The organism is Streptomyces sp. NPDC050546, from assembly GCF_044457425.1.
Taxonomy (GTDB): Bacteria; Actinomycetota; Actinomycetes; order Streptomycetales; family Streptomycetaceae; genus Streptomyces.
The window spans coordinates 390,815-404,606 of sequence record NZ_JBITGX010000001.1 but is presented as its reverse complement, the minus strand read 5'-3'; the positions used below and the strand labels follow the sequence as shown (position 1 = coordinate 404,606).

The window sequence follows — 13,792 nt, the reverse complement described above, 5'->3', positions numbered from 1 at the left end:
CCCCATGGGCAGCATCAGAGTGGGCCGGCCCCAGGCGAAGCCCGACACCCCCGGGCACGTCACCGGCATGCACCAGGGCAACAGGGGACGGTACGAGGACCAGAAGGGGCACCACGAGGACGGCACCGCCGACGCGCGCCGCTCCACGGGGATCCACTGGAAGCGGCATGACGCCCTCGTGGAGGGCATGCCGAACATCTCGCCGGGATGAGAGCCGTTCTCGGACGGAGCAGGGAGTCGCCGCAATGAAGGTCAAGAGAGCACGCAGACCCGTCGCGCGCAGGCGAGGCGGCATGAGCGGACAGCGGGTGCTGAAGGCAGAAGCCGTCCTGGTGGGCGGTCTGGCCCTGGCACTGGTGTGCTGGGAATGGCCCAGCCTGAGGCGCGAGGCACGGATCTGGCGGATGTCCGGCGGGTTCCGCGCGGGCAACCGGTATCCGTGATCCGGCCGTGCACGAACTGTCGATCGCGACCGCGATCATCGAGCGGGCCGACGAGCTGGCCCGGGCGGACGGGACGGATGCCGTCTCGACCGTGACCGTCCGGGTCGGCGAACTGGCGGGCGTCGTCCCCGACGCCCTCGGGTTCGCCTTCGAGGTCGCCCGCGACGGCACCGCCCTCGCCGGGGCCAGGCTCGTGGTCGAGCAGGTCCCCGGGCAGGCCTGGTGCGGCCCGTGCGCCGAGGAGTTCCCGGTGGGCATGCCCCCGTTCTTCTGGTGCCCGCGCTGCGATCAGCCCTCCAGCGATCTGCGCAGCGGACGGGAGCTGGAGATCACGGGCATCGAGCCGTCACCGGCCCCCGCATAGCGCGAGTGGGCCCCGCCGGTACGTCCGGCGGGGCCCACTCGCACGCCCGGTCAGCAGATGCGCGGCAACTGCTCACCCAGTGGCAGATCCACCACCCGTGTCCCGCCGAGACCGGTGGCGACCACCACCATCCCGGGGTGCTCGGCGACGCACTCGCCGATCAGCGTGGCTCCGGTGCCCTGCGGATGGGCGCGCATCGCCGTGAGCACCTCGTCCGCCGCCGACGGGGGCACGAAGGCGACCAGCCGGCCCTCGTTGGCGACGTACAGGGGATCGAGACCGAGGAAGCCGCAGGCGTTCGCCACGGCGTCCGGCACCGGAATCACCCGCTCCTGGAGCCGCACCCCGGTCCCGGAGGCGCGGGCGATCTCGTTGAGTGACGCCGCCAGGCCGCCCCGGGTGGGGTCGCGCAGCACATGGATGTCCGGCGTGACGGCCAGCATCGCCGCCACCAGATCCGCCAGCGGTGCGGTGTCGCTGGCGACCTCGACCCCGAACTCCAGCCCCTCCCGCACACTCATGACCGCCACCCCGTGCAGCCCGATCGGCCCGCTGACGATCACGGCGTCACCGGGCCGCGCGCGCTGCGGCCGGATGTCCACGCCGTCGGGCACGAGCCCCACCCCGGCGGTGGTGACATACACCCCGTCGCCGTGCCCGGCATCGACGACCTTGGTGTCACCGGTGGCGATCGTGACCCCGGCGGCCTTCGCCGCAGTCCCCATGGCGCGCGCGATCCGCCCGACGACGGTCAGCTCCACGCCCTCCTCCAGTACGAAGGCGGCGGAGAGGTAGGCCGGCCGGGCACCGCTCATCGCGAGATCGTTGACGGTGCCGTTGACCGCGAGGTCGCCCAGGCTGCCGCCGGGGAAGAACAGCGGCCTGACCACGTACGAGTCGGTCGAGAACGCCAGCCGCGCGCCACCCAGTTCCAGGACCGCGGAGTCGGCCAGACCGGCCAGGGTGGCGTTGCCGTAGGCGGGGACGAAGACCTGCTCCATCAGCTCCGCCGACAGCGCGCCTCCGCCGCCGTGCCCCATCACCACGACCGGCTGGTCGCGCAGGGGAGCGGGGCAGGTCCAGTTCGCCGGGTCGACGGTGTCCGCGAGTTGTTCAGGCAACGGGGTTCATCTCCTCCCGCGCGGCCCGCTCGGCCTGCGGTGTCGCGGCGTTCATCCGGCGGTACAGGTAGTAGGCCGCGCAGGCGCCCTCGCTGGACACCATGGTGGCGCCGAGCGGATTGCGCGGGGTGCAGGTGGTGCCGAACGCCTCGCACTCGGTCGGCTTGATCAGCCCCTGGAGCACCTCGCCGCTGCGGCACTCGGCGGGCTCCTCGGTACGGATCCCGCTGACGTCGAAGCGGTGCTCGGCGTCGTACGAGCGGAAGGCGTCGGTCAGCCGCCAGCCGCTCAGCGGGATCGGCCCGATGCCGCGCCAGTTCCGGTCGGTGACCTCGAAGACCTCCTCGATCATGCGTACCGCGGCCGGATTGCCCTCCTCGCGCACCGCACGCGGATAGGCGTTCTCCACCCGGTGCTCACCGCGCTCCAGCTGCCGGACCGCCAGGCGGATCCCCTCCAGGATGTCCAGCGGCTCGAAGCCGGTCACCACCATCGGCACCCGGAACCGCTCGGCCAGCTCCGGGTACTCCGCCATGCCCATCACGCTGCACACATGCCCCGCGGCCAGAAAGCCCTGCACCCGGCAGGCGGGCGCCGTCATGATCGCCTCGACGGCCGGGGGAACCCGCACATGGGACACCAGCAGGCTGAAGTTGGTCAGGCCGAGGTGCCTCGCCTGGTGGACGGCCATCGCGTTGGCCGGGGCCGTGGTCTCGAAGCCGATCGCGAAGAACACCACCTCCCGGTCCGGGTGGCGGCGGGCCAGTTCCAGGGCGTCGAGCGGCGAGTAGACCACGCGTACGTCGCCGCCCTCGCCCTTGACCCGGAACAGGTCGCGGCCGGTGCCCGGCACCCGGAGCATGTCACCGAAGGAGCAGAAGATCACGCCGGGCCGCGAGGCGATCTCCAGCGCCTTGTCGATGACCTCCAGCGGCGTGACACAGACGGGGCAGCCGGGCCCGTGGATCAGTTCCACCTGCTCGGGCAGCAACTGGTCGATGCCGTGCCGGATGATCGAGTGGGTCTGACCGCCGCACACCTCCATCAGGGCCCACGGCCGGGTGGCGGTGGCGCGGATCTCGTCCAGCAGCCGCCGGGCCAGCTCGGGGTCGTTGAACTCGTCGATGTACTTCACGCTGTTCCCGCCTCCTTCGCCGCCTGCTCCCAGGCGTCCCCGAACTCCTCCTCCAGCAGCCCCAGTTCCTCGAACAGCTTCAGCGAGGCCAGGGCCGACTCCTCGTCCAGGCGCTGGAGTGCGAAGCCGACGTGCACGATGACGTACTCACCGACCCGCACATCGGACACGTACTCCAGGCACGCCTTCTTCTGCACGCCGCCGAAATCGATCAGCCCGGTGAGCGGTTCCGCGCCGTCGTCGATGGCCACGACCTTGCCGGGCACTGCCAAACACATGGGTCACTCCTCCTGTCGTAGGTGCGCCGCGACCACCAGCTGGCCGAGGGCCAGCCCGCCGTCGTTCGGCGGGACTTCGCCGTGGCGGAGCACCGCGAAGCCGTCTTCGGACAGCCGCCGCGCGCACTCCTCCTCCAGCAGCGCGTTGGCGAAGACCCCGCCGCTGAGGGCGACGGTGGCCAGGCCGGTGTCCTGACGCGCACGCCGGCAGATCTCCGCGACGGCCCCCGCCACCGCACGGTGGAAGCGGGCGGCGAGCACGGGGGCCGGAGTGCCGCGCCGCAGATCGGCGACAAGTGCGTGCAGCACGGGCGCCGGGTCGTACGTACCGGCGGTGAAGCCGAAGTCATAGGCCGAGGTGCCCTCGCCCCAGGCCGAAGCGGCGGCGGCCTCCAGCTCCAGGGCGGCCTGCGCCTCGTACCCCGCGCGATGGCACACGCCCACCAGGGACGACACGGCGTCGAAGAGCCGGCCCATGCTGGAGGTCGCCACGCAGGCCACCCCGCGCGTCAACTGCCTCCGTAGAACGGCCAGTTCGTCGGCCGCGCAGGCGGTCACACTGGGCAGATCCGCGTCCCACGCCAGGCCCGCCGCCCACAGCCGGGCCAGGGCCAGCCGGCACGGGTTGGCCACGCCCGCGTCCCCGCCGGGCAGTGGGGCGGGGGCCAGACGGGCGAAGCGCCGGTAGCCGGAGTAGTCGGCGAGCAGGATCTCACCGCCCCAGACGGTGCCGTCGTCGCCGTAGCCGGTGCCGTCGAAGGCGACGCCGATCACGGGCGCGGTGCCGTCGAGGCCGTGCTGGGCCATCGCCGAGGCGATGTGCGCGTGGTGGTGCTGGACGAAGACGGGCGCGACCCGGTGGGCCCGCCGACGGGCCCACCGCGCGGAGTGGTACCCCGGGTGCCGGTCGGCGGCGACGAGCTCGGGGGTGACGCCGGTCAGCGACCGCATGTGCGCCTCGGCCCGCCGGGCCGCCTCCAGGGTGGCCAGATCGCCCATGTCGCCGATGTGCGGGCCGAACCAGGCGTGGTCGCCCTCGCCGAGACACAGGGCGTTCTTCAGATCCCCGCCGACGGCGAGCGTCGGGCGCACCGCGACGGGCAGCCGCAGCGGACGGGGCACGTACCCCCGGGACCGGCGCAGCACCTGCTCGGTTCCGTCGGCGCGCACCCGCAGCAGCGAGTCGTCGCAGGGCGAGGAGATGGGCCGGTCGTGGGTGAGCCAGGCGTCGGCCAGACCGGCCAGCCGGGTCAGCGCCTCGTCGTCGTCCGTGACGATCGGCTCGCCGGAACGGTTGCCGCTCGTCATGACCAGCACGCGCGGGCCCGGCGGATCGTCGGGCAGGCCGAACAGCAGGGTGTGCACGGGCGTGTAGGGCAGCATGACGCCGAGATGCGGGCTGCCGGGACAGACGCCGGGTGCGAGGCCCGCCGGCTCCGCTCGCCGCCGCAGCAGCACGATGGGGCGCCGCGCGCTGGTGAGGGCGGCCACCTCAGCCGTGGAGGGGGTGGCGATCCTGCGTACCGCGTCGAGGTCCGCGCACATCACCGCGAACGGCTTGCCTCCGCGCGCCTTGCGGGTGCGCAGCGTCTCTACGGCCCGCGCGTCGCCGGCGTCACACGCCAGGTGGTAGCCGCCGAGGCCCTTCACGGCGACGATTCCCCCGGCGGCAAGCAGCGCCCGCGCCCCGGCCAGGGCGTCGGCGTCCCGCGCCGGGCGCACATCGCTCCCCGCTGCGGGCACCAGACGCAGCCGGGGGCCGCACGCGGGGCAGGCCACGGGCTGGGCGTGGAAGCGCCGGTCGCCGGGATCGCCGTACTCCCGGGCGCAGTCGGCGCACATCGGGAAACCGGCCATGGTCGTGACCGCCCGGTCGTACGGCATGCCCGTGGCGATGGTGAAGCGGGGCCCGCAGTGGGTGCACGTGACGAACGGGTGCCGGTGACGGCGGTCGGCCGGATCGGCCACTTCCCGCAGACAGTCGGGGCAGGTCGCCGTGTCGGGCGGGAGCAGGGTGCGACCGGGGGAACGGTCGGTGGAAAGGATGCTGAAGGTGATGTCGGCGCCGCTGACCGGCAGGTCCTCGAACCCGACGCCGGTGACCGTGGCCAACGGCGGCGGCTCCTGGGCCAGCCGGTCGCAGAAGTCGGCGATGCCCTGCGGCGGTCCCTCCACCTCGATGAGGACACCGCTCGCCGTGTTGCTCACGAACCCCGCGAGCGCGAGATCGGTGGCCAGGCGGTGCACGAAGGGGCGGAACCCCACGCCCTGCACCGTGCCGCGCACGGTGACGCGGCGGCGCACCGCCTGAGCGGCGGGCGCCGTCACGAGACGAGGCCGGCTTCGGTGCCCTCGTGGGAGTGAGAATGGGAGTGCGGCCGGGGTGCCAAGGGAGGCCGGTGCACGGGGGCCCCGTCCCGCACGGCGAGCACCCGCTCCAGGACGGTGTCGACACCGTCGTCGGTCCGGGCGCAGGAGAACAGCAGCTCCACCCCGGGGTTGACGCGCTGGACATTGGCGGCGAAGGCGGCCTGGTCGAACCCGGCCGGCCCGGCCAGATCGATCTTGGTGAGCACCACCAGATGGGCGGACCCGAAGGCCGTGGGGTACTTCAGCGGCTTGTCCTCGCCCTCCGTCACCGCCATCAGCACGATCCGCAGGCTCTCGCCGAGGTCGTAGGAGGCCGGGCAGACGAGGTTGCCGACGTTCTCCACGAACAGCAGCGAGGTGTCCCCGGGCAGCCAGCTCTCCACATGGCCGCGCAGCTGCCGCGCCTCCAGATGGCACAACCCGTCCGTCAGCAGCTGCTTCACCGGGGCGCCCGAACGGGCGAGCCGGTCGGCGTCGTTCTCGGTGGCCAGGTCGGCGGTGAGCGCGGCCACCGGAAGGCCCCGCTCCACCGCCCTGGCCAGCACCCGCCCGAGCAGCTCCGTCTTGCCGCTGCCCGGGCTGGACAGCAGGTTGACCACGCTCACACCCCGCCGGGCCAGCTCCTCGCGCAGCCCCGCGGCCAGGGAGTCGTTCTTCGCCAGGACGGCCTGGGTGACCTCGTCCACGGAATCGCACATGGGGCCGCTCCTCGCGGTAGGTAAGGACATCGGTAGGGAAATCAGTCCGCTACCGATCCTCCGCGCCGCCGCTCACCGTGCCCGGCAGCCCGGCCGACGACAGGGCGGCGGATTCGTCCGGGCGGCTCAACGGGGGTGTGGCCGCCGGGTCGGCGAGCAGCACCGGAACCATGGTGTGCAGCGCCGTCACGGCCCGCCCGACCGCCTCGCGCACCGTCATGCTGACGCCCGGCGCGATGTCCTCGTCGGCGGGTGCCCGCAGCTCTGGCTCGCAGGCGAGGACGAGGACACGCGGCAGCGGCTCGTCGCCCAGGTGGGCGGCCAGGGCGAGGACCTTCGCCGGGTCCATGCCGTGCGCCTCGGGCGGGGCGCCCGCCGTGCCGCCGTCCGGCAGGTCCGGCTCGACCAGCGACAGGGTGCCCGGCTCGTGCCCCCGTACCGCCGCGTCGACCAGGACGGCCGTGTCGTAGCCGTCGAGCAGCTCGTACGCCAGGTCCATCCCGCGGATGCCGAAGTCCCGCACCCGCACCTCGGGCGGCAGCGGCTTCCGCTCCAGGGCCCGGATCACCTCGGGGCCGAAGGCGTCGTCCGCGAGGAAGATGTTGCCGACGCCCGCCACGAGCAGCCGCGCGCTCATCGAGCGTCCCCGGTGAGCAGCGGCCTGGGGGAGCCGGTCGGGAGCTTGCGGACGAAGGCGGACCGCAGCGCGTGGTACGGGGCCTGACGGTCGAAGAAGATCGTGCGCATACGGGCGAGTTCGGTCCGCCGGTATTCGGCGAGGGGGCGCTGGAGCTCGTCCGCGTGACGTGCCGTGGTCTTGGCGGTGATCCGGGCTGCCAGGTCCGGGTCCTCGGCGACCGCGGCGGCCAGCCGCTCGACCTCGGCCGTGAACTCCTCTGCCCGGGTGGGCACCAGACGGTCCACCAGCCCGATCCGCTCAGCCGTCGCGGCGCTCACCGGCAGCGCCTCGGCCGTCAGCCGCTCGGCGGTCTCGGCTCCCACGCGGCGCGGCAGCGAGTACGTCCAGTACTCCGAGCCGTACAGGCCCATGTTGCGGTAGTGCGGGTTGAGGACGCCGCCCCTGCGGCACCAGACCTCGTCCGCGGCCAGGGCGAGCATGACACCGCCGGCCGCCGCGTTGCCGCCGAGCGCCGCCACCACCAGCCGGTCGGTGGTGCGCAGCACGGCCTCGACCACGTCGTTCATGGCGTTGAGGTTGGACCAGGACTCGCCCGCCGGGTCGCTCGACGCCTCGATGACGTTGAGATGGATGCCGTTGGAGAAGAAGTCACGGGCGCCGCCGAGCACCAGCACCGACGTCGGGCGGCTGAGCGCGTACCGGTAGGCGGCGAGCAGCCTGCGGCAGTGGGTCGTGCTCATCGCCCCGCCGGGGAACGAGAAGGCCAGGAAGCCGACCGCACCGTGCTGCCGGTAGCGGATGTCCGTCCAGGTGGTGCGGTCCCGGGGCAGTTCGAGCGGGGCGGCGATCTCGGGCAGCCAGTGCGGGCGGTCGCTCGAGGTCGGCAGGCCGTGGGATCCGGGCGGGGCCGGGAACGTGGCGAGGACGGAGGCCGCCGGCCGGCGGAACGGCGCCGGATCGCCGGAGCTCTTGCGGGGGCGCAGCTCCGGGATCCACACCGCGCCGTCCCGGGTGGCCCGGCAGACCGCGCCGGACCGGGTCGCGAGCAGTTCCCCGGGCTCCCCCCGCAGCCGGTCCTCGGGGTGCCCCCCGTGCAGGAACACCTCCCGGCCGCAGATCTCGTCCCGGACGCCGGGCTGCGAGTCCGCCGCGCGGAGCTTGCGCAGCACCGTCTCCGTGCTGTCCCGCTCCCAGTCGATCCGACGCCGCTCCTGGCGGAAGAAGTCCCGCCACACCACGTGGATCCCGGGCTCGCTCTGCGGGCGCGGTTTGTACGAGCCGTCGGCGTATCGCCGCACGGCCTGGAGGACCGCGGCTGTCGCCGCGTCCGCGACCTCGTTGCGGTACACGTTGCTCTTGCCCGCCGGCGGCACGGGGAAGGACCCGTCCGCCCACACATCGCCCGCGTCCATCGCCGCCTCGGCCTGAAGCACCGTCACGCCCCACTCGGACGCCCCCTCGGCGATCGCCCAGTCCAGCGACGACGGGCCCCGGTCGCCCGGCGGCCCCGGGTGCACGATCAGGCAGGTGTGCTCCTGCCACACATCCTCCGGCAGGGCCGACTTCAGCATCGGGGCGACGACCAGGTCCGGGCGCACCTCCTGTACGGCGGCCCGGACCGCGTCGGCGCCGTGCGAGGCGAGGACGACGTCGACCCGGTGCCCCTCATCCGACAGTTCCGCGTACACACGCTGGGACAGGCTGTTGAACGCGCTGACGACGAGCAAGATGTCCATAGCATGGGATGCTCGCCGGTCGGACGAGGGCCGAGAAGTACCATTGCGGCGTTTCGCGCCCCTCGCCCGCTTCCGGGCTACTCTCCCGACGGAGCGGTCAGCGGAACCCCCAGGCCGACCGGGGTGCCGAAGTTCGGCGTGCCGTCGGCGTTCCAGGTGAATTTCTGCGCCCTCGTGGAGCGGTTCATGTCGCAGCCGCCGCCCGCGGAACTGTTGGCGTGGTACACCATCCAGTCCTCCGTGCCGTCCGGGGACTTGAAGAAGCCGTTGTGGCCGGGGCCGTACACCCCGTTGGCGTTGGACCGCTGGAAGACCGGGTTCGGTGACTTGACCCAGGAGGAGGAGCTGAGCGGGTCGCCGCCGTTGTACGTGAGCATGCCCAGCTTGTAGTCGGGCGTGGAGCAGTGGCTCGCGGAGTAGACGATGAAGGTCTTCCCGTTGCGCTGGAGGACCTCGGCGCCCTCGTTGACCGCGCCGCCCACCGTCTCCCAGCCGTACGTGGGGGTGGAGAGGATCCGGCGCGTGCCGCTCGCGGTCCACGGGTTGGACAGCGGCCGGATGAACATCGGCTGCGAGCCGTTGTAGAAGGTGCCGAGCAGATACAGCTTGCCGTTCAGCTGGAGAATGCCCGGGTCCAGCTCCCAGGTGTTGTCCTGGGACGGGTCGAGCAGGTCCGCCTTGAAGGTGTAGGGGCCCATCGGGTCCTGCCCGGCGCTCTCCAGGACATGGATCCGCTGGGTGCCCAGGTCGAACGGCTCCCGCCCCGCGGTGTAGTAGAAGTACCACCGCTTGCCGTTCGGGCCGTCGAGCAGATGGAACTCCGGGGCCCACATCGTGCCCGCCCCGTTGGGCCTGGTCAGATTGAAGATCACCTGTTCGGCGGCCGTGGCGAGGCCTCCCAGCGTGCGGGACCTGCGCATGGTGACCGTCGAGTTCCAGGTCGTCGTGGCCAGGTAGTAGTAGCCGTCGTGGTAGGTCAGCCAGGGGTCGGGGCCGCGCTGGGCGATCGGGTTGGTGAAGGTGTTCGGGCTCGTGCCGCCGCCGGTGAAGCCCGACAGCCGCCACACCCTGCCGTTCGCGGCGGAGCACGGCAGCTGCACCAGGCCGGTGTTCGACGCCGGCGAACCTCCGCTCGGCGCCACGCACTTGCCCGAGGCCGTGGAGACCAGGTTGAAGGCCTTGTCGGCGCCGCTCACCGGCACCAGCCGCCACTGCTGGTTGGTGCCGCCGTGGCAGGGCCACTGGATGACCGTGGCGTTGTCCGCGGTGGACGCGCCGGAGACGTCGACGCACTGGCCGGACTGGGTGGTGATCGTGTACGTGTCATCCGAACCGGAGACCGGCGCGAAGCGGAAGTTCTGGTTCGCCCCGGAACCGCAGGAGAAGGCACGCAACTGCGTCCCGTTCGTCGACGAACCGTCGGGCAGATCCAGGCAGTTGCCACCGTTCTGGTTCACCCCCGTCGACGTGAACGCGACGGCTGCGGCAGCGGGCTGCGGCGCGGTCAGGAAGGCGAACACCATGGTGAGGACGCCGAGGAGCGCGGACAGACATCTGAGACGAGTCACGGGCCGTACACCTTCGCTTCGAGGAGGCCGACGGAGTTGGTGCCGTTGCCGGTGAGCTGCACACGCAGCCGCGTGGTGTCCGTCGCGGTGAACGTGACCGCGTTGTACTGGTTCTTCGCCACCGGGTAGCCGCTCGCGCCGGGCACGTCGACGTAGGCGCCGCCGTTCCAGTACTGGAGCTTCCACGAGGCGGGCATGTCGATGCCCTGGTCGTCGTCAAAGAAGTACACCTCGGCCTTGTTCAGCGTCTTCGCCGACGGCCAGGTCAGCTCGGCCCACTGCTGCCCGCTCTCCGGCCAGGTGCCCCAGCGGGTGTTGACGGTGTCGTTGGACGAGGGCGGGTCGACCCCGTCGTTGATCGCGGTGACGCTCTCCCAGGAGGACGTGTACGAGGCGGACGCGGTGGCCGACGTCGCCAGGTTGGCGGGTGGCTGGGGGCCGCCCCGGTTGTGGACCTTGATCTCGGTGAGGCCCGTCTTCGCCCCGGAGGCGTTGGTCGCCAGGACCCGGATGCGCTGGGCGCTGATCGCCGGGAACCGCACCAGGTTGTAGTTGGCACGGGGCGCGGCCGGGCTCTTGGTCTGGCCCTCGGCGTTCACCCAGGAGGTGCCGTTGTGGTACTGGATCGAGTACGAGGACGGCGCCCGGTAGGTGGTACTGGCGGGGCGGCTGTCCTTGAAGTACAGGCGCACCTCGTTGAGCGTCCGGGCGGTACCGAAGTTCAGCTCGTACCAGTCCTGGCTGTTCGAGGAGCCGCCCGCGCCCCAGAACGGCTCGTTGGTGGGGAGCCCGTCGACCGCGCCCGAGACGGCGCTGCCCGACCCGGTGTGGGAGGCGGACGCGGTCGCCCCGGAGGCGAGGTCGGCCGGGTCGCCGGTCAGATCGACACCGGCCTTGGCGAGCATGTCGACCATGCGGGGACTGTCCTGCACGACCTGGTTGGGGGACTTCAGCCCGGAAACCGCCGTGCGGTGGGTGACCGTGCCCTTCGTGTTGACCTCGCCGGTGGCCGGGTCCCAGGTGAAGGGCACCAGGGAACTCACGGTGGCGGCCCGGGTGCCGTTGACGTAGATCGAGTAGCCCTCCGGGATGCCGGGGTAGCGCACCACGCCGTCGGCCGGGTCGTCCCAGACGACGGACAGGTCGGCGCCCCGGTAGCGCAGGTTGTTGACCGTGAAGTGGGACCAACCGATGTCGATGGGGGAGAGCTCCACCTTGGCGTCGCCGCGCGGCCGCAGCCCCGCCACGTCCTCGATCACGGTCCAGTTGCTGCTGCCCAGGATGTTGTGGTGGATCCAGGAGCGGTAGCTGACGGAGCTGCCGTTCCAGTCGGCCCAGAACTCGTTCGCGTCCGGCCACTGGGTGTTGCCGCCGACGTACTGCGCCCAGGTGTTCCAGTACAGGAGCTTTTTGTAGTCGGTGGCGTTCATCCAGGAGTTGGAGTAGTTGCGCAGCACCGAGGAGTACAGCCGGAACTGGACGGTGGAGTTGATGGTGGAGAAGTTGTTGGAGCCCGGCTCCCCGGCCTCGGCCGCCGCCTTCTTGTCGACCTGGTTGGCCGTGTAGAAGGGGAAGACCGGATACTGCGCCGGGTCGTCGAACAGCCGCAGGGCCTGCTTGTACGTGGCCGTGTCGGGCACGGCGCCGACCGAGAACGGGTAGTAGTTGTTGATCTCCTTCCAGGGCACCCACTCGTTGGTCGACTTCAGCCGGTGCTCGAACAACTGCCGGTTGGGGTTCCACAGGACGTTGACGATGGCGTCCTTGATCTGGTTGGCGAGGGTGCGCATCTCGGTCGCCTTGGCCGTGTTGCCGGTCGCCTCGTAGGCCTGAGCTGCGGCGAGAGCGCCGCTGTACTGGTAGGCGGACTCGGCGCGGTCCATGTTCCCGGGCTTCCAGTGGAAGGAGACGGCGTCGGCGTCGTTGCCGGTCAGGGCGCCCCAGTCGTACTCGATGAGCTTGTTGTTGTCGCGGTCGTAGTGCGCGAGCTGGCCCTTGACGTCGCCCTCCGCATAGCGGGCGAGGCTCGCGGCGATGCCCGGCTGGCCGCCGTGGATCTGGTAGCTCTTCCACGCCGCCTCGGCGATGTACTGGGTGTAGCTGTTGGACCAGTTCTCCGGGTCCCCCGGGTTGTCCAGGAAGCGGCCGCCCTTGGAGGTCTGGCCGACGCTCAGCCAGTCGCCGTAGGCGTAGGACGGGTCGCGCAGGTACTTCAGGTCGTCGATGTGCATCGGCTGGGTGAGCGCGATGGCGTTGTTGTAGCCGAGGACGCCCTCGGTCGAGGTCGGGAACTGGAAGGTCTGCCCGGGGATGTCGGCGTCGAGGTGGTTGAAGCGCATCAGCCACCAGCGGTAGTAGATGTTCTTCTTGATCGCGGGCTCGGGCACGTCGATGTACGGCACGTTCTGCGCCCACCACCGGTTGTAGGCCCTGACGTGGGTGGCGAACGCGGTCGCGGGGGAGTAGCCCGCGTAGGCGTCGTACTCGCTCCGCGACTCGGGGATCTCGTCGGTGACGAAACCCATCACGACCTTCGCCGTCACCGTGGCACCGGCCGCGACCGTCACGGACCGGTTGAGTCCGCCGCTGGACACGGCGAACCCGTCACCGGTCAGCCGGGGGCGGAGGGTCGTCAGGTTGTTGTAGGCGTTCACCTGCCCGGTCAGTTCGCTGCCGCTGCCCGAAGTGGCGTAGGGCGACGTCGCCCGCACCTGGAGCGTGGTGGAGGACGAGCCGTTGTTCTTGATCGACAGGTTGGTCACGGCCACGTTGTTGTCCGTGATGAACTTCGTCTGGTCGACCGTGACCGAGCCGCTGGTGTGCACGCTCTTCCAGTGGCTGGGCGTCTGCCGGCGCTGTCCGACCTGTTCCGTGAAGGTCCCCGGGGTCACGGCGACGGTGAAGGCGTTGTTGCCGTTGATGTTCTCCCAGTAGGCGACCTTGCCGCCGAAGCCGAACCGGGCCGGGTCGTGCTCCTTCATGAACAGCGCGCGCCCCCGGCTCATCAGCCAGGGTCCGGCCGGGTCGTTGCCCGAGCGGGCGAGCAGACGGTCCATCCAGAAGTCGGTCCCCGAACTCTCCGCGTCGTAGATCGCCCGCATCATGTCGCCCGAGGTGTGGGCGACGGGCGGGGCGGGGATCGCGGGGCCGCTGAAACTGGGGAAACCTATGGTCTGCGCCGCCGCGGCCGGGGTGGCGGGGACGACACAACAGACGGCGAGTACCAGTGCGGCCAGGAGGATCTGCGGTCTTCTCATCGGAGCTCCCTGTCCGGACCTGCAGAGCACGGAAACGACCTAAAAGGTTTTCGCAACGTAGGAGCGAGCTGATGAAGTGTCAATAGTGTTGCGAGCGACTCCAGTTGGAAAACCTTTCAGGCGGACGTTGCTCGCGAACGTATTCGACATTACGGTCCTGCGGTGATCACCCGGCGCACGCC

12 protein-coding genes are annotated in these 13,792 nt (G+C 71.3%); 3 read left to right on the top strand and 9 right to left on the bottom strand.

Annotated features, from left to right (window positions below):
- Positions 1–4 precede the first annotated feature (4 nt).
- From ACIBK5_RS01840 to hypA, 3 genes are read left to right on the top strand one after another with little or no spacing between them, the layout of a single operon-like run.
- Positions 5–211 (top strand): hypothetical protein, encoded by a 207-nt coding sequence (locus ACIBK5_RS01840; protein ID WP_399015110.1) that lies wholly within the window; start codon positions 5–7, stop codon positions 209–211.
- Between the two features lie 34 nt (positions 212–245).
- Positions 246–443 carry a hypothetical protein gene (locus ACIBK5_RS01835; protein ID WP_399015108.1) on the top strand — a complete coding sequence of 66 codons (198 nt, stop codon included), beginning with the start codon at positions 246–248 and terminating at the stop codon, positions 441–443.
- Positions 444–450: 7 nt separating this feature from the next.
- Positions 451–807: a hydrogenase maturation nickel metallochaperone HypA gene (gene hypA, locus ACIBK5_RS01830; protein WP_391100310.1), complete on the top strand. Its 357-nt coding sequence runs from the start codon at positions 451–453 to the stop codon at positions 805–807.
- Between the two features lie 50 nt (positions 808–857).
- Here hypA and hypE read toward each other — a convergent pair whose 3' ends face one another.
- The 9 genes from hypE to ACIBK5_RS01785 all read right to left on the bottom strand — a co-directional run bounded on the left by hypE (position 858) and on the right by ACIBK5_RS01785 (position 13,610).
- Positions 858–1,928 (bottom strand): hydrogenase expression/formation protein HypE, encoded by a 1,071-nt coding sequence (gene hypE / locus ACIBK5_RS01825; protein WP_399015105.1) that lies wholly within the window; start codon positions 1,926–1,928, stop codon positions 858–860.
- Positions 1,921–3,063, bottom strand: coding sequence for a hydrogenase formation protein HypD (hypD, locus tag ACIBK5_RS01820; protein ID WP_399015104.1), 1,143 nt, complete (start codon positions 3,061–3,063; stop codon positions 1,921–1,923). The genes hypE and hypD overlap by 8 nt, the downstream gene beginning before the upstream one ends.
- Positions 3,060–3,341 carry a HypC/HybG/HupF family hydrogenase formation chaperone gene (locus tag ACIBK5_RS01815; RefSeq protein WP_382488250.1) on the bottom strand — a complete coding sequence of 94 codons (282 nt, stop codon included), beginning with the start codon at positions 3,339–3,341 and terminating at the stop codon, positions 3,060–3,062. The genes hypD and ACIBK5_RS01815 overlap by 4 nt, the downstream gene beginning before the upstream one ends.
- A 3-nt stretch (positions 3,342–3,344) precedes the next feature.
- The gene (gene hypF, locus ACIBK5_RS01810) at positions 3,345–5,669 is read right to left on the bottom strand and encodes a carbamoyltransferase HypF (protein ID WP_399015102.1); all 2,325 of its coding nucleotides are present in this window, start codon (positions 5,667–5,669) and stop codon (positions 3,345–3,347) included.
- Positions 5,666–6,409, bottom strand: a complete 744-nt coding sequence (gene hypB / locus ACIBK5_RS01805; protein WP_399015100.1) for a hydrogenase nickel incorporation protein HypB — start codon at positions 6,407–6,409, stop codon at positions 5,666–5,668. Before hypB ends, hypF begins: the two co-directional genes overlap by 4 nt.
- Positions 6,410–6,458: 49 nt before the next feature.
- A complete protein-coding gene (locus ACIBK5_RS01800) occupies positions 6,459–7,046 on the bottom strand; it encodes a hydrogenase maturation protease (RefSeq protein ID WP_399015098.1) in 588 nt (195 codons plus the stop codon).
- Positions 7,043–8,785 (bottom strand): enoyl-CoA hydratase-related protein, encoded by a 1,743-nt coding sequence (locus ACIBK5_RS01795; protein ID WP_399015096.1) that lies wholly within the window; start codon positions 8,783–8,785, stop codon positions 7,043–7,045. The genes ACIBK5_RS01800 and ACIBK5_RS01795 overlap by 4 nt, the downstream gene beginning before the upstream one ends.
- 77 nt (positions 8,786–8,862) lie before the next feature.
- On the bottom strand, positions 8,863–10,353 hold the full coding sequence (locus tag ACIBK5_RS01790; protein ID WP_399015095.1) for a family 43 glycosylhydrolase: 1,491 nt from the start codon (positions 10,351–10,353) through the stop codon (positions 8,863–8,865).
- On the bottom strand, positions 10,350–13,610 hold the full coding sequence (locus tag ACIBK5_RS01785) for a discoidin domain-containing protein (protein ID WP_399015093.1): 3,261 nt from the start codon (positions 13,608–13,610) through the stop codon (positions 10,350–10,352). The genes ACIBK5_RS01790 and ACIBK5_RS01785 overlap by 4 nt, the downstream gene beginning before the upstream one ends.
- Between the last annotated feature and the right edge of the window lie 182 nt (positions 13,611–13,792).

What these genes read in the sequence shown, in the direction of transcription:
- ACIBK5_RS01840 (WP_399015110.1), top strand. Translation starts at nt 5, where the DNA reads ATGGGCAGCATCAGAGTGGGCCGGCCCCAGGCGAAGCCCGACACCCCC.
- ACIBK5_RS01835 (WP_399015108.1), top strand. Translation starts at nt 246, where the DNA reads ATGAAGGTCAAGAGAGCACGCAGACCCGTCGCGCGCAGGCGAGGCGGC.
- ACIBK5_RS01815 (WP_382488250.1), bottom strand. Translation starts at nt 3,341, where the DNA reads ATGTGTTTGGCAGTGCCCGGCAAGGTCGTGGCCATCGACGACGGCGCG.
- hypB (WP_399015100.1), bottom strand. Translation starts at nt 6,409, where the DNA reads ATGTGCGATTCCGTGGACGAGGTCACCCAGGCCGTCCTGGCGAAGAAC.
- ACIBK5_RS01800 (WP_399015098.1), bottom strand. Translation starts at nt 7,046, where the DNA reads ATGAGCGCGCGGCTGCTCGTGGCGGGCGTCGGCAACATCTTCCTCGCG.
- ACIBK5_RS01795 (WP_399015096.1), bottom strand. Translation starts at nt 8,785, where the DNA reads ATGGACATCTTGCTCGTCGTCAGCGCGTTCAACAGCCTGTCCCAGCGT.
- ACIBK5_RS01785 (WP_399015093.1), bottom strand. Translation starts at nt 13,610, where the DNA reads ATGAGAAGACCGCAGATCCTCCTGGCCGCACTGGTACTCGCCGTCTGT.